Origin of the sequence: Litorivivens sp., assembly GCF_041625495.1 — a bacterium.
In the GTDB taxonomy this organism is placed as follows: Bacteria; Pseudomonadota; Gammaproteobacteria; order Pseudomonadales; family Spongiibacteraceae; genus Litorivivens.
Genome location: NZ_JBFJTH010000013.1, coordinates 1 through 18,564, shown reverse-complemented (window position 1 = coordinate 18,564; position 18,564 = coordinate 1). Strand labels below are relative to the sequence as shown.

The following is an 18,564-nucleotide window of genomic DNA, read 5'->3' as shown; positions in this document are numbered from 1 at the left end:
TGAGTGACCTGTCATGCAAGCCAATACCGAGATTGCTTCGCTGCTGATTGATCTTGAAGCCATTATGCGAGCGTCCGGACTGTGGTCGGCACAAGCGCCCGATCCGGCGGCGTTGGCCAGCAGCCAGCCCTTTTGTGTCGATACGCTCGATTTGGCACAGTGGCTTCAGTTTGTGTTTATTCCGCGGATGCAGGGCTTGCTGGAAGCAGGGCTGCCCATGCCTGAAAAGTGCGAGATCAAGCCGGTGCTGGAAGAGGGCATGGTTAGCCCAAGTGATGCGTTGCTCAGTGTGATTGGGGATCTGGATGAGGCCATCACGCGCGCGAACTAGCTGGAGCTGGCTGCCTAGGCTGCGCGCGCCGGCAGGCGTGAAGGCGGGGTAGGCAGCGGCTTGTTAGCCCGCCTGTTTCAGGGCCATCGACATGCGTACCAATTGCGCCAGGGATTTAGCGCACATCTTTTCCATCACTCGCGCGCGGTGAATCTCGACGGTGCGCTGGCTGATGTCCAGGTCAATGGCGATAACTTTGTTGGCCTTACCCTCAACCATCATGGCCATGACCTCGCTTTCGCGGGGTGTAAGTTCATTGTAGCGCCCTTGAATGACTTGAACTTCGCGCAGTTCCTGGCGATGTTCGGCGTCCATGGCGATGGCTTTCTGAATCTTGTCGAGCAGATCCTGTTCCCGGTAGGGCTTTTGCACAAAATCCACCGCGCCCTGCTGCATGGCCTCTACCGCCATGGGTACATCGCCGTGGCCGGTAACGAAGATGATGGGAAGGATGGAGGTCATCGCATTGAGCTTGCGCTGCAACTCCATGCCATTCATGCCGGGCATGCGGATATCGAGCACCAAACAGCCGGCCCGCTCGGGGTCGTAGGCTTCCAGAAAGGCGTCAGCGCGATCAAAGGCTTCCACATGGTGTCCCAGTGATTCCAGCATCATGCGTAAGGAATCACGTACTGCCTCGTCATCTTCTACAATGAAAATGGTTGCGTCATCTGTAGCCATGAGAGTCCCCGGCGCTATTGTTTTTAGGCGTACCCCCATTGTAGCTGCTAAAAACCCAAGGTAAAGCAGTATGTTGCGGGTATTGTGCTAGGCTGGCGTGAAGCCGCTTGCGGTTGTAGCATGGTCTGTTAGAAAACGCCGAGCAGCGCGGGAGTGAAATGCGGAGAAAACGAAGCCTGATCCAGATCTACCTGGTCAGCATGATCGCGTTGGCGGCGGTGCCGGTGGCGATCAACGGCGCCATCTGGATAGCTACCGAATACGACAGCTTTACCGAGCAATCGGAAAACCTGCGCAAGACCTTTGTCGAATCCCGCACTGAGCTGCTGAAACGCGAAGTCAGCAAGGCGATTGACTATGTGGATTACAAAAAGTCCCAGCTCAATCACCGTTTGTATCAGGAGCTGCGTCAGGAGGTGGCGGTAGCCCTTGCGCTGGTGGCTAACCTGCATCGCGAGACCGCTGCCACCGATAGTCGGAGCGCCATGCTCGCCAGAGTAAAAACCACACTGGAGCCGCTGCGCTTTCACGATCAGAAGGGCTTTTTCTTTGCGTTGCAGGGTGATGGCAATGCGCTGCTTGCGCCACTGCATCCGTCGTCGCGCGATCGTTTGCGCCGCAGTGCGGTGTTGTCAAACTTTACTGAGCAGGTGCATACCGCGCTGCGCGAAAAAACCTACGGCATGCTGGAATATCGTTTTAATGAAGCGAATTTGGCAGCACAGCGCAATATCAGCTTTGTTTACTACTTCAAACCCCTGGATCTCTATATCGGCGCCAGCGTTTATCTCGCCGATGAAATAGAACGCATCAAGAGCGAGGTTATCGATCGCCTGGCGGCCGTTCCTTTTGATGTGGACAGCTCTATATTGTTTGTCACCGACCTCAAGGGCAAACAGCTGGTGAACCCCTACAATCCGGCCATGGTGGGCAAGTTGCAGCCCGGTATGGCGGCCGTCGCCGAGGTTCTGCAGACGGCGTCCGATAATGGTGAGTTGGTGGAATCGGAATGGGTGCGCGCAGACGGCGCCCGTCGCTCACCAGCGGTGAGTTATGTTCAGTTGGAGGAAGACTGGGGCTGGCTGGTGGGCGCCGGTTTCTTCCTGGATGAGTATTACGCCTTGATGGAGGCAGAGCGAGACGCCCTGGAGGCCAGGGTGTTGCGCCACACCCTGTTTATCTCCTCGATCGCGCTGGCGCTGATGCTGGTAGCGACATTGGTAGCGCGCCGGTTGGCTACTCTCAATGCGCAGGGTTTTAACCGGTTTCAGGATTTTTTTGCTCAGGCCAGTGAGCGTTCCACCCAGATTGATGTACGTGAGCTACCCTTTGCTGAATTTGAAGAGTTGGCAAAGCATGCCAACTTTATGGTGGATACACGCTCCCAAACCGAACGTGCGCTGAAGCTCAGCGAGCGTCGCTTCCAGCTTGCGCTTGATGCTTCCCAGAGTCACCTCTGGGATATGGATATCGAACACGACACCATCGCTGTGGGCGAGGGCTTTTACCGTCAGTTGGGATATCCTGTGCCACCAGAAAGTATTCCGATGCAGCGTTTCGGCAGTATTTTTCACCCCGACGACTTTGGCGCCATGCGCCGCGTTATAGCCAGTGAAGAGGTGCTGGAGGTGGGGCTCAGCATTGAATTTCGGGTGCGGGATAACAGCGGGATTTATCGCTGGATTCTGAGCCGGGGCGATATTGTCGATACCACCGCTGACGGTAAGCCCCTGCGTGCCATGGGTATCATGAGTGATATCACCGAGCGCAAGCGGATGGAAGACGAGCTGATTACCGCCCGTATCGCGGCCGAAGACGCCAACCACGCCAAGAGCCAGTTCCTGTCTAGTGCCAGCCATGAATTAAGGACGCCGCTCAACGGTGTGCTGGGCTACGTGCAGCTGTTGCAGCGCCAAAAAAACCTGCCGAAAGAAAGCCAGGGCTATCTGGATGCCATTGAGAACTGCGGGCAACACCTGCTCAACCTGATTAACGATGTCCTCGATCTGGCCAAGGTAGAAAGTGGCACCTTCAAAGCCTCTATGCACACCACCAACTTGCGCGACGTGCTGGCCGGCGTGGCGGATATTCTGCGGCAGCGAGCCCAGGCCAAAAATCTGGGCTATGAGCATAAAGTGTCGTCGCGGGTGCCGGATCTGGTGCGTACCGACGAGGTGAAGCTCAGGCAGATACTGGTGAACCTGCTCGGTAACGCGGTGAAATTTACGGAAAGTGGGCGGGTGTGGCTTGAGGTGGATTTCGATCCGGAAGAGCGGGCATTACTGTTCAGTGTGGTAGATACCGGTATTGGCATTCCGGAAGATAAGGCCAAGGCTATTTTCGAGCCCTTCAGTCGGGTCAATGAGCATGACGGCAAGGGGACCGGGCTAGGCCTGGCAATCTGTCGGCGGCTGTGTGAGGCCATGGGTGGAAAGCTCTCGGTCGCGAGTGAGATGGGCAAGGGCACAACCTTCCGCTTTGATATTCCTTTGGGCGAAGCCGACGCCATCCCCCACGATCGCCGACGTTCCTCAACGGCGAAACTGCCGGAAGAAAAACCGCGCGCTGAAATCAGCGGCCTGAACGTACTGATAGCCGACGATAATACGGATAACCGCATGGTGCTGGCGGGTATGCTGGAATCCGTGGCCGACAAGGTTGTTCAGGTTGCTAACGGAGTTGAAGCGCTGGAGGCGATGGAAGCTGAGCCTGCCGACTTGGTATTGATGGACTACCGCATGCCCGAGATGGACGGCCTGGTCTGCACCAGCAAAATCAAGCAGAACCCAGCCTGGAAAGATACCGTGGTGATTATGGTAACCGCCAGTGCGGGGCTTGATACCAAGTCTCAGGCGTTTGAGGTTGGTTGCGACGCTTATCTGTCCAAGCCGGTACAGATAGACGAACTGCTCGACGTGATTGCCGACTATGTCGGTAAGCAAGATAAGCAAGATATGCGAGCTGAGCTGTCATCCCATGAGCCAGCCCAAAGCAATGGAGGCAAGTCAGCGATGAATCAGGATGAGAGTGCTTATGAGGGTAAGCCGCTGCCCAAGGAAGACCGCCAGTCGCTACTGGATTTACTCGCCTTGGGTGACATCGCGGCGATGAACGAATTCTGTGAGACTCGCGAAAACGGAGAGTATGGCAGCTATGTGTTGCACGCTCAGTCGCTGTTGCAGAATTTTGACTTCCAAGGGCTGAAAAAGCTCCTGCGAGAGGACGATGATTGATGAGTCGACGCCCTGTCGATCAGGTACTGCTGGTCGACGATAATCCCACTAACCTGCAAGTGCTGTATAAAACGCTGGAGGGCGCTAGCTATACACTGCTGGCCGCGCGCGACGGCGAGCAGGCTCTGTCCATTGCCAAGCTGGCGCTGCCCTCACTGATTCTGCTGGACATCATGATGCCGGGCATCGACGGGTTTGAGGTTTGTCGTCGTCTCAAGGCGGATGCGCAAACCCGTGGCATTCCCGTGATTTTCCTGTCGGCTCTCACCGATACCGAGGCCATTGTGAAAGGATTTGCGCTAGGCGCGGTCGACTATATTTCCAAGCCTTTTCAGGGAGACGAAGTGCGGGCGCGTGTGCGCACCCAGCTGCGTATTCACCGGCTAGAGATGGAGCTGTCGCGACGCAACGTTGAGTTGGAGGATGAAAACCAACAGATACTCGGAGCGGTCGCCGAAGGCATCTTCAGTCTGCACCGCGATCTGCGTATCCGAAGCCTTAATCCACAAGCAGAAAAGTTGGTAGAGCGGTCTCTGAAAGACTGTGTGGGGGAGACGCTGTTTTCACTGCTAAGCCTTGAGCAGCAGGAAGATGAGGTGATTGAGGCGATATCCTCGGGTCGCGTCTGGCGAGCGGAACAGCTTGCCGCCACCAGTCCCTCTGGCAAGAAACTAACAGTTGAACTGTTCTGTGCGCCGCTGGAAGGTGACAAACGCGTTGTCGTGATACGTGACATCACAAACTGGTTGGAAAGCCAGCATGCCCTGCAGGCGGCGCAGGATGAGTTAATGCACCAGCGCCAGCATCTGGCACATATGGAACGCCTGAGCACTGGCGGCGAGATGGCGGCGGGTATTGCGCACGAGGTAAATCAGCCGTTGACCGCAGTGACTAACTACGTGCGTGTGGCGCAGCGCTTTCTTGAAAACACACCGCTGGACAAGGACAAACTTACTGAGGTACTGGAAAAGATCGTTGTGCAATCACAGCGGGCCTCTGATGTCATTCAGCGCCTGCGCGGCTATATACGCAAGCCTACTGGCGAGGGCCGCATTCCGCTGGATTTGAATACTGTGATGCAGGAAGTGGTCATGTTGGCAGAGGTAGATGCGCGTATTAATGGCGTTGACATCAGCTTCGAACCCACGCCAGATCTGCCCGCAACCATGGCGGACGATGTGCAGGTGCAGCAGATTGGATTGAACCTGATTCGCAATGGTATGGAGGCCATGCGCGATGCCCCGAAAGATTTCGGCGGGGTGAAAGTGCGTACCTACCGCGAAGGCGACGACGTTGGCTTTACGGTGGAAGATCGCGGTTGCGGTCTCAGTGCAGAAATGGAAGAAAAACTGTTTGCGCCCTTTGTGACAACGAAGGAGGGCGGTATGGGTGTGGGGCTTTCTATCTGTCAGGCGATTGTGCAGGCCCATGGCGGGAGTATTGGTTACCGGCCAAATCCGGCTGGTGGTGCGATCTTCTATTGCCAGTTTCCCATTCGGTCATAAGGGCCGTGCTAGGGCATGTTATGCCAGGCCTGCAAGGTGCCGGGAAGGAGGTAGATAAACCCCAGCGTGCAAACAATACCCAGCAGGCCAAGCCCCATAAAGCGCCAACGATATTTGCGGCTCAGATCTTTCGGGTCGTGGGTTGAAATGAGGTAGGGCTGGCGTCGTACCGGGCTGTAGGTCATGACATTAATCGGCGTGTGGTCGTAGTTGTCCCGAACCTGCTTTTCGGCAGCCTTGCGCGCCGCAATTCCCACGTTCTTCCACTCTTTTAAATCGATCTCGCCGTCGCCATTGCGATCAAACCTTGCCACCATCGAGTCATAGTCGCGCTTCCACTCCAGCACGATTTCTTTTTTCGCCGCAGCAGTCTGGGCTTCCATTGACGGCGGGTGAAGGGTTTCATAATGGCCCAAGGCATAGAGTAGCTCGCCGGCATGGATTCGCTGTTCGGTGTAGCGGTAGCGCCGGTTGAACAAGCCACCGGATGCGGTTGAGGTGGGGTAGCGACTGCCGCCGTACCAGACCTTTTTAAAGTTAGGTGTTATGTCTGCTTTGTCAGGGTGCACAAAGCAGATGCCTGTGCCATCGTTGAGGATGATGGGCGCCTTACTGGCCTCTTTTTCTATCGTGCGCCAGGAGCTGTGCTTGCCACGGCGCTCGTATTTTTCAATTTCAAAGCTGTACCACACGCAGGGGCTGCCGGTCAGCCGGGCGATAATGGGGCCAGCCTCCGGGTTGCGCTCAGTGGTGCCAATGATTTCGACATAGCCTTGCGGCGCCGAGCGTATTTTGGACGTGGGCGTATCTTCAATCAGGCGCGCCTTTTTCAGGCTGCTGAAACTGGTAAGCCAACCGAACAGGCCGAAGCCCAGAGCAAACAGCTCCGCCCAGATATAGTCGCTGAGGCTATCCACGCTACGGTACTACAAATGTTTAGCTGAACAGGGATTTGATGTTGACGTCTTTCAGCTCTTCTTCCTGGAATTCAAGCAGCTCAAAAGCTTGGAAGTTCAGAAAGCGGGCGATCAGCACATCCGGAAACTGTTCAATGCGGACGTTGTTGTTATTCACCGCCTCGTTATAGGATTCGCGACGATCCGCAATACTGTTTTCAAGGCCGGTGATGCGCTGTTGCAAGTGCTGAAAAGAATCGTCGGCTTTCAGATCCGGGTAGTTCTCGGCTAGCGCAAACAGATTACCCAAGCCTGAGCGCAAAGAGGTTTCTGCTTCGCCGAGTGCTTTCATATCGCGTTTGGCTTGCGCCTTGGCCACCATGGACCGGGCCTGAATGATGCCTTCCAGCGTTTGCTGTTCGTACTGCATATATTGTTTGCAGGTTTCCACCAGCTTTGGCAATTCGTCGTGACGTTGTTTGAGCAGAACGTCGATGTTGGAAAGGTGCTTCGACACCGAGTGCTTAAGAGCGACCAGCCCATTGTAGATGGTGATTGCGTACATCAGCACAAAGGCGGCGATTACCAGAGTTATAATGCTGGCCATATCCATGGGCGGCAAACCTCTTTTGTTATTGGGTGTGGGCGGGGGTCTTTAGTGCCTGCAGGGCAGACTCCTGTAAAATTCATTGGCAGGTAGCAGCCTGCCTAGCAGGCGCATCAATCGACACGCCATGCTGCAAGTATCGCAACCCATCGCACCTGAAGCAACGCGGTTGCACTATCCTGGCTGCTAAATGCGCAGCCAGGACGGTACCGGCAGATCCACCTGCTCCAGATACACAGGGTTGTAGAGCTTGCTCTTATAGCGATCGCCATAGTCGCAAAGAATAGTGACAATGGTGTGTCCCGGGCCCATTTCTTCCGCCATGCGAACCGCACCAGCGATATTAATCGCTGAGGAGCCACCCAGGCAGAGCCCTTCGTGGTGCAGTAGGTTGAAGATGTGGGGTAGCGCTTCAGCGTCGGTAATCTGAAACGGCAGGTCGACATCAATGCCCTGCAGATTGCCGGTGACGAAACTGATACCGATTCCCTCAGCAATAGAGCGGCCTTCGGTTTTCAGCTCGCCATTGGTGTAGTGGCTGAAGAGCGCTGAGCCCATCGGATCAGCAAGGCCAATTTTGATATTGCTGTTGCGTTCGCGCAAGGCCATGGCGGTGCCTGCCAGTGTACCACCGGTGCCAACCGCGCAGATAAAACCGTCAATTTTGCCCTGGGTCTGCTCCCAGATCTCAGCGCCGGTGGTTTGGTAGTGAATATCGCGGTTGGCGGTGTTGTCGAACTGCCTGGCCCACACCACACCATTGGGGTTTTTGGCGGCGAGCTCTTTAGCCAGCCGCTCGGCGGTATGGATGTAGTGATTGGGGTCGTCGTAACTGGTTGCCTTGACCAGGCGCAGATCGGCACCGTACAGATCCAGCAACTCGATCTTTTCTTTGCTCAGTGACTGCGGCATGACCACGACGGATTTGTAACCCAATGAATTGGCCAGCAAGGTTAGACCGATGCCGGTGTTGCCAGCGGTGCCTTCGACAATTGTGCCGCCAGCGTGCAGTTCGCCGCTGGCCTCGGCGGCGCGAACAATGCCGAGTGCGGTGCGATCTTTGACAGAGCCACCGGGGTTGAGGAATTCAGCTTTGCCAAAGATATGGCAACCGGTCTGCTCGGAGGCACTGCGTAAGTAAACCAGAGGGGTGTTGCCGATCAGGTCGGCAAAGCCGGCGGTGGCAATGGGCGGGCTTTGGGGCATGGAAATCTCCTTACAACAGGGGCTTATGGTAGCGCCCTGCTTGTGCCTGTGGCAACGGCAAGCTATGTCACGGGGCAGCTGTTTATGGTCTACTTTGGCAACTGCATTGCAGTGATCCAGTAACTGGAAGGCTGCGTATTAACAGCAAAGGAGTAGTAATGACAGACAGCCTCGGGGTGAGCAACGACCCAAAGCACTGGGTCGCCTGTATGACCAAGGTTGCAGAAGCGCGTGACAAACAGAGTTTTATGGCCCTGTTTGACCATTTCTCGCCGCGGGTGAACGCCTATTTATTGGGGCAGGGGGTTGAGCCGGGTATGGCTGAAGACCTAACCCAGGAGGCGCTGCTCGCGCTTTGGAATAAAGCCCACCTGTACAAGCCAGACAAAGCGGCGGTGAGCACGTGGCTGTTTCGCGTGGCGCGGAATCTGTGGATAGATCGTTTGCGTAAACAGCGGGCCACGGTTTACGAGTTGGAAGACGAATATCTTGAAAGCGGCGTAGGTGCGCAAGACCCGGAGGAAGATGCCGGCGAGTTGGATTCAGATCGTATCCAGCAGGCGCTGGATGGCTTGCCTCGCAACCAGGCCCATGTGGTCTACAAGGCCTATTTTGAAGGCAAAAGTCATAGCGAAATTGCCGCTGATACCGGTATGCCGCTGGGTAGTGTGAAGTCGAGTTTGCGTTTGGCCCTGCACGCCCTGCGCCAGAAGTATGGAGAGGAAGTATGAAATTTGAACACCATCTGCAGGCGGAAACGTTGCTTGCCTATGCGGCCGGATCGCTGCCCGCCGCGATGGCACTGGTGGTGAGTTGCCACACCGAAGTGTGTGAGCAGTGTCGGCGCGAATTACGTCTGGCGGAATCGCTGGGCGGCAAAATGCTGGATTCGCTGGAGGCGAAGCCGCTGTCAGCGGCCGCCCGCGACAATATACTCTCCCTGCTTGATGAGGCGCCGGCGCAAAGCGAGCCTTCGACTGCGGCCAAATCGCCGCGGCAGCCGCTGCGCGATGGAGTGCTGCTCCCGACGGCACTCAAAAACCTGTTGCAGATCGATAGCTACAGTCAGTTACGATGGCGAAAAATGGCCCCGGGCATTGAGAAGTTTGAGTTGCCCTTGAAAGAAGGGCGTTCGTTTATGTTGCGTATCGGCGCGGGTCTGGCCATGCCGGTACACTCTCACACAGCGTCGGAACTCACGCTGATTATGCAGGGTGGCTATCGCGATAAGCTGGGAGACTTTCATGTGGGCGATATTGCCGACCTCGACGGCTCCACCGAACATCAACCAGAAGCTTTCGAGGACGAGAGTTGCATCTGTCTGGCGGGGATGGACGGCGGGCTGAAGTTCAAAGCGCTGCTGCCCACCCTGATGAAGCCCTTTATGCGGCTATAGCAGGGTTCTGACATTAAAAGCGCGCCAGCTGTTTTCCGATCAAGCGGTAGACTCGCGGGTTGAGGGCGAAGCCTAGGTGACTTGAGTTTACCGCGAGGTGGTTGACGTCAGCATGTCGCAACATCGCCACCTCCTGACTGACAATGCCGTCGGTGGGGCTGAAGATGACGGTAACCGGTACTTCAACCGTTTCACTGTTGGTGGCCACCCAACCCGTCACGTCCTGCATATCTTCCGGTACTTCGCTGTTGTAGAGCTTGCGCATCACATCCCAGGCGGCAGTGCCACGCGGATCACCGTGTGGCGTGCCTAGGGTAATCACTTGGCGCACCCATTCGGGATGCTGTTGCCCCAACTCATGGGCGTATAGGCCGCCCATGCTCCAGCCGATCAGACTGACTTTCTGTCCGGTTTCTCGGTAGATTTTTTCTAACTCCCGGCCCGCACGCATCACCATCTTTTCCCGGAAATGCGTGGCTGCATCGAGCGATGTCATGCGATATTTGGGGAAGTTCCGGCCGAGATTCCACGGGCGCGCATCGTAGCCCCAGCGCTTGAGCCAGACTCGTAGTGGCGCCATACAGCCGTCGGCGCCGCCAAAACCGGGCAGGGTCATCACCGGATGCCCGTCGCCACGAGGGATGCGCCGCAGCAGCGGGCGCGCTAGCAGCAGCTGCTGAGATTCCAGCAGGGCACGTGCTACCTCAGTGAGGGAATGCCAGAGCTCTGGCGGTTCCGGGTGTGGCTGATTCAAGGCCCGATCTCCTGTTCGACAGTTGTGTTCAGTGTCAATCGGGCGGCTGATTGCGGTCAAGGACAAATACGGTCACTACCGTGACCGGTTTAGGCGGCGACAGTGCGGCCCTGAGCCCAGTCACGCAGGCCCTGGATTTTTTCGGCCATCACCACCGACAGAGGCCGGGTCTGCTCAATGGCAGACAACAAGCTCGCGCTATCCAGCGTCTTGTCCTGGGCGGCGCAGGAATACAGCGCAGAGACAATGGCCTGTTCGATTTCTGCGCCCGAGAAACCGTGGCTTGCTGCCGACAGCAGCGGCAGATCGAACCGCTCAGGGCTTTGCTCGCGTTTTTTCAGGTGGATCTCGAAAATATCCCGGCGCACGGATTCATCGGGCAAATCCACAAAGAAAATTTCGTCCAGGCGCCCTTTGCGGACCAATTCCGGCGGCAGTGAGCTGATATCGTTGGAGGTACAGCACACAAACACGGGTTTGCTGCGCTCCGACAACCAGGTCAGCAAAGTACCTTGGATACGGCGTGAGGTGCCGTCATCGCCCTGACCGTTGGTCAGGCCTTTTTCGATTTCGTCGATCCACAAAACACAGGGTGACATCAGTTCCGACAGCTGCAATGCCTCGCGCAGGTTTTTTTCGGTCTCCCCAATGTATTTGTTGTATAGCGCCGCGAAATCCAGTCGCAGCAGTGGCAGGCCCCAAACACCGGCGATGGCCTTTGCTGCGAGGCTTTTACCGCCGCCCTGCACACCCAGCAGCATTACTCCCTTGGGCTTGTCTGTGCCGTTGGCGTTGAGAAAAGCGCCCTTGCGTTGTTGCAGCCAATCTTTAAGGCCGTGCAGCCCGCCAACGTTGGAAAATTTTTCAGTGTTGTATTCAAAACTGAGTACGCCCTCCATATCCATCAGCTGGAACTTGGCGCGGTTGATTTCGGGCAAATCACTTTCATCAATGGCGCCATCGTCACGGATGGCGTTGCGAATCAGGCGGCGGCTGTCTTCAAAGCTCAGACCCTGCAGGTTGGTCATCAGCTGAGTCAGTGTTTTCTGGTCGGTGCGCACCCGGTGGCCGCTGTTTTCACCCGCCCAGCTGCGGGCCTCTTCACGCACAATGGCTTCCAATTGCTGATCGGTCGGCAGCGACAGAGAAAAATAAGCCGCCAGGCGGGTCAGTTCCGGAGGCAGTTTCACCTGGTGGCTGATCATCACCAGGGTAGGGCGCTGTTTGTCATCCAGCAGCGCGATGTCTTTTACCAGGCGTACGATCAGCGGGTTGGTCAGGTAGGGGTGAAAATCGCACAGGGCGATAAGCGCAGGCTGAGCTTGTTGCTTGATGGCCCGCAGCGCCTGCTCAGGATCGCTTAAATCCCTTGAGTCATCGATACGCTGGCCAAAGCCCAGTTGATTGATACCGTCGGTGACCGACCAGCAGTGCAGGGCGCTGGCGCGTTTTATCGCTACCCGGGTGAGTAGCTGTAAGGCGCGAATTTCCTCGAAGGTCTCAAGAACAATCAACGGGGTGCGCGCTTCGAGAAGCAGATTTAAATCATGTGTGTCATTCATGGGCACCAAACATAAGAGGGCTGCACGTCGCTGGCAAGTTAAAAAGCGCCGGCCGCTATCGGCCGGCGCAAGGGCCGATGGGTCAGATGGCCTGTGCCGGGGTGGCACGCTGGCGTGACTCCAGTGCTCTGTGCAGGGAGAAAGCACCGTCGCCCTGTAGAGCCACCACTGCCGTAGAAACTGTCAAGAAGAGCGGATATTCCCAGCCGCCGCCCTGGGCGCTGAATACCCAACCAAAGTCTGCATGGGCCCAGGTGGCGCCGAGGGCGATGGGGACCAGGGCCAATGCCACCAGTCGGCTTTGATAGCCGATCAGCAGGGCAAAGCCACCGACGGCTTCAGCCAGAAATGTGCCGTAGGCGACGACGGCGGGCAGGCCCAGTGATTCAAAGAAGGCCACGGTGCCGGGCAAAGTGAAGACAAATATTTTGAGATAAACACTGTGTGCGAGATAGATCACGCCCAGGCTGATACGGAGCAGGGCAGTACCGGATTGATTGAGAGTTGATTGGTTCATGATGTGTTCTCCTGGGTGGTTGGGTGACAATGGCTTGCATTCTTTCCCATGCATAAATCGTTTTGAATTGGCAATAAATGCCAATACTATTTGCGTTAATGCAAAGATGATCGCACGCTCCACTATGCTTTACTGCGCGTAAGCAATACGCATACAACGAGTAAACGACGCAAAAGGAGGTCAATATGGGCTTATTGGTCGATGGAAACTGGCGAGACAAGTGGTACGACACGCGCAAAACCGGCGGCAAGTTTGTTCGAGAGCAAAGCCAGTTTCGCGCCGCCATCGGCGAGAGCGAGCATCCAGCTGACGCTGACCGTTACCATCTCTATGTATCACTGGCCTGTCCCTGGGCGCACCGCGCGCTGATATTTCGGGAATTGAAAAGCCTGGGCGACCTGATTGATGTGTCTGTGGTCAGCCCGCTGATGCTGGAACACGGTTGGACCTTTGATCGCGACAGTGGCTCGACCGGCGACGCGCTTTACAACAGTGAGTTTCACTACCAGCTCTACACCCGCCACGACAGTGACTATACCGGCCGGGTCACGGTACCCCTGTTATGGGATAAACAGGCGCAGTGCATTGTGAACAACGAATCGGCAGATATCATTCGCCAGTTCAATTGCGCCTTCGATCATAAGACGGGCAATACCGATGACTACTATCCACAGGCGCTGCGCACAGACATTGATGAGATCAATGACTATGTGTACGAGCGAGTTAACAATGGCGTATATCGGGCCGGGTTTGCCACAACGCAGTCCGCTTATGAAGAGGCATATACCGACTTGTTTGAGGCGTTAGATGCGCTGGAAAGTAAATTGTCGAGGCAGCGATTTCTGACGGGAGAGCGCATTACCGAAGCTGACTGGCGTCTGTTTACCACCCTGATCCGGTTTGATGCGGTCTACCATGGTCACTTCAAATGTAATCGTCAGCGGCTGGAAGACTTTCCGGCATTGTCTGACTACGTCCGTGAGCTCTACCAGTGGCCACGGGTTGCGAAGACGGTGAATTTTGACCACATCAAACGTCACTACTACGCCAGTCACGCCACCATTAACCCCACGGGTATTGTGCCTGCAGGGCCGGAGGTTGATTACCAGCGACCTCACCATCGGTACGAATTGCCAGGCTACGACGCGGCGGGGAAACGTCTGTGAAAGATTGGGACGATATGCGCTATTTCCATGCGGTGGCAGAGGGCGGCTCGCTCAGTGCGGCAAGTCGTTTGCTGGGCGTGAATCACTCCACCGTGTTCCGGCGCATGAACCAGCTCGAGGAGCGCCTGCAGGCGCGGCTTTTTGATCGGCTCGACAACCGCTATCAGCTCACTGACTCAGGCCGGCAATTACTGACCCACATCCGGCAGGTGGCCAATGTGATGGACGAAGTGGAGCGGCAGGTTGTGGGGCGCGACACCTTGCTGGAAGGGTCCATCCGTGTAACCTGCCCCGATACCTTTCTGGACTGGGTGGTACCGGAAGTAGTCGCCGCTTTCTGCCGCCGCTATCCGCGCATCACCATTGAGTTGCGAGCCGAGCAAGAGCGGCTTGATCTGGCGCGGCGTGAGGCCGATGTAGCCCTGCGTGCCACCAATGCACCGCCGGACTATCTGGTGGGAAAGCGTTTGGGACAGATGGGCTGGAGTTTCTATGCGCACCCTGCGTTGGGTGCGGTTGCCGCTACCCTGCCGGCGAGCGACCCGGCGCCGCTGATTGCACCGGAAGGGAAGCTGCTGCAGGTGCCGGCCTGCCAATGGCTCGACAAGCAGTTGTCGCGCTTTCAGGTTACCGCGCGCGCTGGCTCCCTGCGCGCCGCCGCCGCGCTGGCTAAACAGGGGTTGGGTCTGGCGCTGTTGCCCGCCGAGGCGGGCGAAGGGCTGGTGCGCGTAGCGGAACCGCTGCGTAATTTTGATACTGGCATCTGGATTCTGTACCACCCGGATATGCGGCAGAATGCGCGGCTAAACTGCTTTGTACAGCTTGCTGCCGAAGCGGTTGAGGGGGCGTTGCGGGACGGCGTGAACTGAAATCCTGCCGTGCATGCCGGGGTCAGCTGGCGCATATTTTGGGAAGCGAGATTGCGGTGGCAGATTGCCGCCAAGTTAAAACTCAGTCAGAACAAAGACTTGACCCGGCGTGGGTTCTTGCCCGTGGCTGGCCGTTGCTAGGGTTCGCGCGAATCGCGCGCACGGCAGTTTTGTACGCCTCAACGGGACTGTTCAGTTTATTGCCGAGGCCTTATTGAGCGTCTTTGCGGGGCATATCGCGGATGAGCAGCAGACAGGAAAGTGTACCCAGCACAATCACCATCAGCAGTGACGCGGTGGTGGCCCAACGCCAGCGCGACGCGAGGGTGACGGGTTCGGTGTTTGGGTCAAGTACCGTTACGCGGCTTGATTTCGGCCAGCTGTCTGATTGGACGCTGAGGACGGCGCGGTGCAGGGTGTCTTGTGCGTACAGCAGTTGATAATCCAGTCGCGGGTGCGGGGCCAAGGGCCCGTTCCCGGTGCAGTGCCAGTTTAGCTGCCATACGCTGAAGCGTTCATCCACGTACTCGGTGAGTCCGTGCAGTCGCGCCTCAAGCAAGCAGGGGCTGTCCATCTCCACGGAGATGCCCGCCGCTATCCGGTCGCCAAACTGCCTGGCCTGTTGTTGCAATACCCGCCAGCTCAGTGTTTCCGGGGGGGCGTCCGACAGATGCATCATCACATCGGTCAGTGACAGATCCAGTCGCAGTGACTGCGGCATGCTGCTATGCCAGTAGAGATAACTGGTGCTGGCCTCGTGGGCTTGCAGCGTGCCGCACAGAGTCATTGTTAGAAAGATAGCTTGCCAGATTTTCACTGCTGCATACCTGCCTGCTGTCTTGCCCGCTGCAGCAGCTGAAAGTCGGCGCGCTCTTTTTGCTGTCGATAATTCGCTTCTGCCAGTTTCAGAGCCTCTTCCGGGCGCTGTTCTACGTCCAGTTCAAAGCGGGCGCGTTCGTGCAGATGCAGGCTGGCATCGCGCTGGCTGGCGCTTTCAAAGCGCTGTTTCAGCTGACGGTAAAGGCTGTCGGAGCGGATGTTCGGGATTTTACGCATGGCGATCAGTCGCAGCAGATCGAGCCGGTCGGTACGCGGTCGGTCGGCAAGCGCGGCCAGTGCCGCTTCGGCTTGATTGTGTTGCAGGTACCATTGTGCCAAACCAGCGGCGCTGTAGTGATCGTCGGGTGCCAGCTGCAGCGCCTGACGGTAGTAACGCTCGGTGTGCGGATGGTCGATGGCGGCTGCCAGTTCGGCCAGTGTGCCGGCTGCCCAGGCACGCTCCTGAGGTGTGTGTGGGGGGGGGGATTGCACTACAGCGTCCAGTCCCAGGAAGGCTTGCTCCGCTTCGCCCTCAAGGCCAAGCAGGTTGTGCAGGCAACTTTGTGCGATCAGGGCAAAGCCGAGTGTTTGCAAACGCTGGCAGGTCGTTCGCGCCAGTGCGAAATCGCCCTGTACCAGCGCAATACTGTACAGGGTGAAATTGGCTTGGGCGTGATCCGGAGACTCGGCCAGTACGCCGCGCAAGACAGCCGCCGCTTCGGCAAAGCGATGCTGTCGCTGGTTAATAATAGCGCGCAGGATACGTGACTCGACATTGGTGTTACCGGACTGCAGCAACAAGGCATCGGCGCGGCCGAGGGCGCGCAGGTCGCCATGGGTTTGCGACCACTGAATGAGTTTGCGCACATCATTCAGTGTAGCGGTGATAGTTGTAGGGTCCTGGTGCAGCGTATTGCGCCAGATAATAGTGTCGGATTCGGGTATCTCAACGGGTGGCGCCGCCTCTCTTGCAGCACTCATCAATGAAAGGGCCAGCAAGCCGGCCCCTACGATGAGTCGCGAGATCTTCATTGCAGTTGCTGGTTGAAGGCGTTCTGGTCTTTGCTGTCGCTGAACTCCGTGTTGTTTATCTCGGTTGGCAATCCGGTCACCGGATCGGCATTGAACAGGCTTTGAATAAACGTACCGATATCTGTATTTGAGGGCGCCACTGGCGCGGATGACACGTTGTTCAAACCGTCACTGGAGCAGGCGGTCAGCGCCAGCGCGGTGAACGCCAGTGCCAGCCGGTAGTTGATTGGGCGATTCATGCGGTCGACCTCCTTAGTTTGGTGAGCCGGCGATGGGTGCCTTCAGGTAGGGGAACGCCTCGTCGAAGTCGGTGGCACTGACAATGGCACCGTCGGTGTAGGGCAGAGTGTTATCGCCCGCGTCCGGGTTGGAGCCCAGCAGTACGCCCATGGCAGCGCGAAGGGCAATATCCACCACGTCATCGCCGGGGCGTCGACCGTTCGGGAAGCCGGCGTTGTCGCCCGCCAGTACGCCCAGGTTTGACTGGCTTGCTGTAGGGGTCACGGCAACGCTGGTATTGAGTCGCAGCATTTCCGAAGCCGTCACATTGGCCGGTTGAGTCAGTCCGGGCACCCCGGTTAGAAATACCTGCACCAGGTCATTGCGCGGGAATACGTTGGGTGCGGTCACGCCAAACAGGGCTTCGAGTAGTTCAGGCAGCGCCGGGTTGGTCACGTAGGTCGCAAACTGACCGTCGCCGGATGGGTGGCTGGCGTTGAAACGGTCTTTGTCCTTGAGGCCGATGACCACTTCGTTGACCAGCGGCATGCCAAGTCTTGATACCTGGGTAAAGGCGCCGCCCTGTATTGTGGCCGGTTTACCCGTGCTGCCGCCGATAAAAGCGTCCGCAGTGGGTGAGGGGTTCAGAATCCGGGCCTGTGGCAGCGAGGCCGTGGTCCACGCGCCAATCACCGGCTCCGAGCCCGAGGTGAGACAAGCAATAGGAATCTGCAGCGCGAGCGAGGTCACGTTCTTGTCGGCAATCACGTTGGCTTCGGCATCGCGGGGACCTACCGGGTTGGTGTTGACAAGATCAAAAACCTCGCCGAGGTTAACCGCAAAACCTTCCTTGCGCTGGCCGGCAAATACTTTGCCCTGGCTCGCGCAGCCGGGGATGGTAACGGCGTATACGTGGTCGGCGGCGTAGGCGGGGTAGTCAGTAATGGATTTGTTGCCGATATTGTCGAGTGGCTTCATAAAGCTGGCGGAGCCGTTGGCCGCATTGGTGACCGAGCTGGTGTTGCCCGAACGGCGCTCGCCGGCAATCCGCGTAACCGTGTAGGTCTGGCGCACGTAAACATTGCTGGTACCGTCAGCTTGCGGGCCGATGGCGCCAATATTTTTCAGGGGTACAGACACCATCTCGCCGTTGACTGGTACCTTGAGATCCTGAACGACATCATCGAATGCAAACTGGAAGGTGATGTCTTCAACGGCATCGCCGTTGTTATCGATATGAATTTCGTAGACAGCGCTGGTATCAAGATCAAAATAATTGGGACCGCCATAGGCATCCTGCAAAGGCAGGTAGTTGGCGATCAGCGTAACCGTGGCATCGCTTTCGTTGCCGTAGCTGCGGAACATGTAAAAGTCGGAGCCATCCACTTTGGGAGCGTGGGTGATAAACGGGGCTTCCCGGTGGCTGGATGCGGAGGCTCCACTGGCGACGATGGCCGCGCTCAGGAGTGCCGCTGGAATGGTTATACGTGATTGCATATGCGCCTCGGGTTGGGGGTTGTCAGTGTCATAAATTTTGCTTACGTGTGTCGTAGCAGCTGCGGATCATGGGGACGCGAAAAATATTCATTCATGCGGCGATGATGTCGACGTCGCAGCTACTCAGTTGAGCCTTTTTATGCCTCCCGCCCCCCGTTTCTCCCCGGAAGAAGAGCGGGAAATCGTGCTCGATGCGGCCGTGGCCTGCATCGAAGAAAGCTCATTGCTGGGCTTTACCATCGGCGCTATCGCCAAGCGCGCTGGGCTGTCGGTG

At 57.1% G+C, this 18,564-nt stretch carries 18 protein-coding genes; 7 read left to right on the top strand and 11 right to left on the bottom strand.

Annotated elements, in window-relative coordinates; all coding sequences use genetic code 11:
• Positions 1 to 13: 13 nt before the first annotated feature.
• On the top strand, positions 14 to 331 hold the full coding sequence (locus ABYP39_RS02765; RefSeq protein WP_372781022.1) for a YqcC family protein: 318 nt from the start codon (positions 14 to 16) through the stop codon (positions 329 to 331).
• A 63-nt stretch (positions 332 to 394) separates the two neighbouring features.
• Here ABYP39_RS02765 and ABYP39_RS02760 read toward each other — a convergent pair whose 3' ends face one another.
• A complete protein-coding gene (locus ABYP39_RS02760) occupies positions 395 to 1,012 on the bottom strand; it encodes a response regulator transcription factor (RefSeq protein ID WP_372747710.1) in 618 nt (205 codons plus the stop codon).
• Between the two features lie 158 nt (positions 1,013 to 1,170).
• Between ABYP39_RS02760 and ABYP39_RS02755 the strand changes: the two genes are divergently transcribed.
• Together ABYP39_RS02755 and ABYP39_RS02750 are read left to right on the top strand one after the other, a co-directional pair.
• The gene (locus tag ABYP39_RS02755; RefSeq protein ID WP_372781020.1) at positions 1,171 to 4,245 is read left to right on the top strand and encodes a cache domain-containing protein; all 3,075 of its coding nucleotides are present in this window, start codon (positions 1,171 to 1,173) and stop codon (positions 4,243 to 4,245) included.
• Positions 4,245 to 5,750, top strand: a complete 1,506-nt coding sequence (locus tag ABYP39_RS02750; RefSeq protein ID WP_372748371.1) for a response regulator — start codon at positions 4,245 to 4,247, stop codon at positions 5,748 to 5,750. Before ABYP39_RS02755 ends, ABYP39_RS02750 begins: the two co-directional genes overlap by 1 nt.
• Before the next feature lie 8 nt (positions 5,751 to 5,758).
• On the opposite strand, the gene ABYP39_RS02745 is transcribed toward ABYP39_RS02750, so the two are convergent.
• The 3 genes from ABYP39_RS02745 to ABYP39_RS02735 form a co-directional block, all read right to left on the bottom strand.
• Positions 5,759 to 6,667: a GIDE domain-containing protein gene (locus ABYP39_RS02745; protein WP_372748372.1), complete on the bottom strand. Its 909-nt coding sequence runs from the start codon at positions 6,665 to 6,667 to the stop codon at positions 5,759 to 5,761.
• A 19-nt stretch (positions 6,668 to 6,686) separates the two neighbouring features.
• On the bottom strand, positions 6,687 to 7,259 hold the full coding sequence (locus tag ABYP39_RS02740) for a LemA family protein (RefSeq protein WP_372763800.1): 573 nt from the start codon (positions 7,257 to 7,259) through the stop codon (positions 6,687 to 6,689).
• Positions 7,260 to 7,439: 180 nt separating this feature from the next.
• Complete coding sequence (locus tag ABYP39_RS02735; RefSeq protein WP_372748374.1) at positions 7,440 to 8,459, bottom strand: cysteine synthase A; 1,020 nt, start codon at positions 8,457 to 8,459, stop codon at positions 7,440 to 7,442.
• A 158-nt stretch (positions 8,460 to 8,617) separates the two neighbouring features.
• Here ABYP39_RS02735 and ABYP39_RS02730 point away from each other — a divergent pair, with 158 nt between their 5' ends.
• Together ABYP39_RS02730 and ABYP39_RS02725 are read left to right on the top strand one after the other, a co-directional pair.
• The gene (locus ABYP39_RS02730) at positions 8,618 to 9,190 is read left to right on the top strand and encodes a sigma-70 family RNA polymerase sigma factor (RefSeq protein WP_372748375.1); all 573 of its coding nucleotides are present in this window, start codon (positions 8,618 to 8,620) and stop codon (positions 9,188 to 9,190) included.
• Positions 9,187 to 9,855, top strand: coding sequence for a ChrR family anti-sigma-E factor (locus tag ABYP39_RS02725; RefSeq protein WP_372781018.1), 669 nt, complete (start codon positions 9,187 to 9,189; stop codon positions 9,853 to 9,855). The genes ABYP39_RS02730 and ABYP39_RS02725 overlap by 4 nt, the downstream gene beginning before the upstream one ends.
• A gap of 13 nt (positions 9,856 to 9,868) precedes the next feature.
• On the opposite strand, the gene ABYP39_RS02720 is transcribed toward ABYP39_RS02725, so the two are convergent.
• The 3 genes from ABYP39_RS02720 to ABYP39_RS02710 form a co-directional block, all read right to left on the bottom strand.
• A complete protein-coding gene (locus tag ABYP39_RS02720) occupies positions 9,869 to 10,609 on the bottom strand; it encodes an alpha/beta fold hydrolase (RefSeq protein WP_372748377.1) in 741 nt (246 codons plus the stop codon).
• Between the two features lie 89 nt (positions 10,610 to 10,698).
• Positions 10,699 to 12,171 carry an AAA family ATPase gene (locus tag ABYP39_RS02715; RefSeq protein ID WP_372748378.1) on the bottom strand — a complete coding sequence of 491 codons (1,473 nt, stop codon included), beginning with the start codon at positions 12,169 to 12,171 and terminating at the stop codon, positions 10,699 to 10,701.
• An 82-nt stretch (positions 12,172 to 12,253) separates the two neighbouring features.
• Positions 12,254 to 12,688, bottom strand: coding sequence for a DoxX family protein (locus ABYP39_RS02710; protein ID WP_372781016.1), 435 nt, complete (start codon positions 12,686 to 12,688; stop codon positions 12,254 to 12,256).
• 185 nt (positions 12,689 to 12,873) lie between these two features.
• Between ABYP39_RS02710 and ABYP39_RS02705 the strand changes: the two genes are divergently transcribed.
• Positions 12,874 to 13,854: a glutathione S-transferase family protein gene (locus ABYP39_RS02705; protein ID WP_372781014.1), complete on the top strand. Its 981-nt coding sequence runs from the start codon at positions 12,874 to 12,876 to the stop codon at positions 13,852 to 13,854.
• Positions 13,851 to 14,723, top strand: a complete 873-nt coding sequence (locus tag ABYP39_RS02700) for a LysR family transcriptional regulator (protein WP_372749698.1) — start codon at positions 13,851 to 13,853, stop codon at positions 14,721 to 14,723. The genes ABYP39_RS02705 and ABYP39_RS02700 overlap by 4 nt, the downstream gene beginning before the upstream one ends.
• 211 nt (positions 14,724 to 14,934) lie before the next feature.
• Here ABYP39_RS02700 and ABYP39_RS02695 read toward each other — a convergent pair whose 3' ends face one another.
• The 4 genes from ABYP39_RS02695 to ABYP39_RS02680 are packed head-to-tail and all read right to left on the bottom strand — an operon-like array spanning position 14,935 to position 18,290.
• Entirely contained in the window at positions 14,935 to 15,540 is a 606-nt protein-coding gene (locus ABYP39_RS02695; protein ID WP_372749697.1) for a hypothetical protein, read from the bottom strand.
• A complete protein-coding gene (locus tag ABYP39_RS02690) occupies positions 15,537 to 16,574 on the bottom strand; it encodes a tetratricopeptide repeat protein (protein WP_372749696.1) in 1,038 nt (345 codons plus the stop codon). Before ABYP39_RS02690 ends, ABYP39_RS02695 begins: the two co-directional genes overlap by 4 nt.
• Complete coding sequence (locus tag ABYP39_RS02685) at positions 16,571 to 16,813, bottom strand: hypothetical protein (protein WP_372749695.1); 243 nt, start codon at positions 16,811 to 16,813, stop codon at positions 16,571 to 16,573. The genes ABYP39_RS02690 and ABYP39_RS02685 overlap by 4 nt, the downstream gene beginning before the upstream one ends.
• Before the next feature lie 13 nt (positions 16,814 to 16,826).
• A complete protein-coding gene (locus ABYP39_RS02680; protein ID WP_372758485.1) occupies positions 16,827 to 18,290 on the bottom strand; it encodes a DUF4331 domain-containing protein in 1,464 nt (487 codons plus the stop codon).
• Between the last annotated feature and the right edge of the window lie 274 nt (positions 18,291 to 18,564).

Bases quoted from the DNA above. Each gene is read 5' to 3' on its own strand.
- ABYP39_RS02765 (WP_372781022.1), top strand. From the start codon at position 14: ATGCAAGCCAATACCGAGATTGCTTCGCTGCTGATTGATCTTGAAGCC.
- ABYP39_RS02760 (WP_372747710.1), bottom strand. From the start codon at position 1,012: ATGGCTACAGATGACGCAACCATTTTCATTGTAGAAGATGACGAGGCA.
- ABYP39_RS02755 (WP_372781020.1), top strand. From the start codon at position 1,171: ATGCGGAGAAAACGAAGCCTGATCCAGATCTACCTGGTCAGCATGATC.
- ABYP39_RS02750 (WP_372748371.1), top strand. From the start codon at position 4,245: ATGAGTCGACGCCCTGTCGATCAGGTACTGCTGGTCGACGATAATCCC.
- ABYP39_RS02740 (WP_372763800.1), bottom strand. From the start codon at position 7,259: ATGGATATGGCCAGCATTATAACTCTGGTAATCGCCGCCTTTGTGCTG.
- ABYP39_RS02735 (WP_372748374.1), bottom strand. From the start codon at position 8,459: ATGCCCCAAAGCCCGCCCATTGCCACCGCCGGCTTTGCCGACCTGATC.
- ABYP39_RS02730 (WP_372748375.1), top strand. From the start codon at position 8,618: ATGACAGACAGCCTCGGGGTGAGCAACGACCCAAAGCACTGGGTCGCC.
- ABYP39_RS02725 (WP_372781018.1), top strand. From the start codon at position 9,187: ATGAAATTTGAACACCATCTGCAGGCGGAAACGTTGCTTGCCTATGCG.
- ABYP39_RS02715 (WP_372748378.1), bottom strand. From the start codon at position 12,171: ATGAATGACACACATGATTTAAATCTGCTTCTCGAAGCGCGCACCCCG.
- ABYP39_RS02710 (WP_372781016.1), bottom strand. From the start codon at position 12,688: ATGAACCAATCAACTCTCAATCAATCCGGTACTGCCCTGCTCCGTATC.
- ABYP39_RS02705 (WP_372781014.1), top strand. From the start codon at position 12,874: ATGGGCTTATTGGTCGATGGAAACTGGCGAGACAAGTGGTACGACACG.
- ABYP39_RS02690 (WP_372749696.1), bottom strand. From the start codon at position 16,574: ATGAAGATCTCGCGACTCATCGTAGGGGCCGGCTTGCTGGCCCTTTCA.
- ABYP39_RS02685 (WP_372749695.1), bottom strand. From the start codon at position 16,813: ATGAATCGCCCAATCAACTACCGGCTGGCACTGGCGTTCACCGCGCTG.
- ABYP39_RS02680 (WP_372758485.1), bottom strand. From the start codon at position 18,290: ATGCAATCACGTATAACCATTCCAGCGGCACTCCTGAGCGCGGCCATC.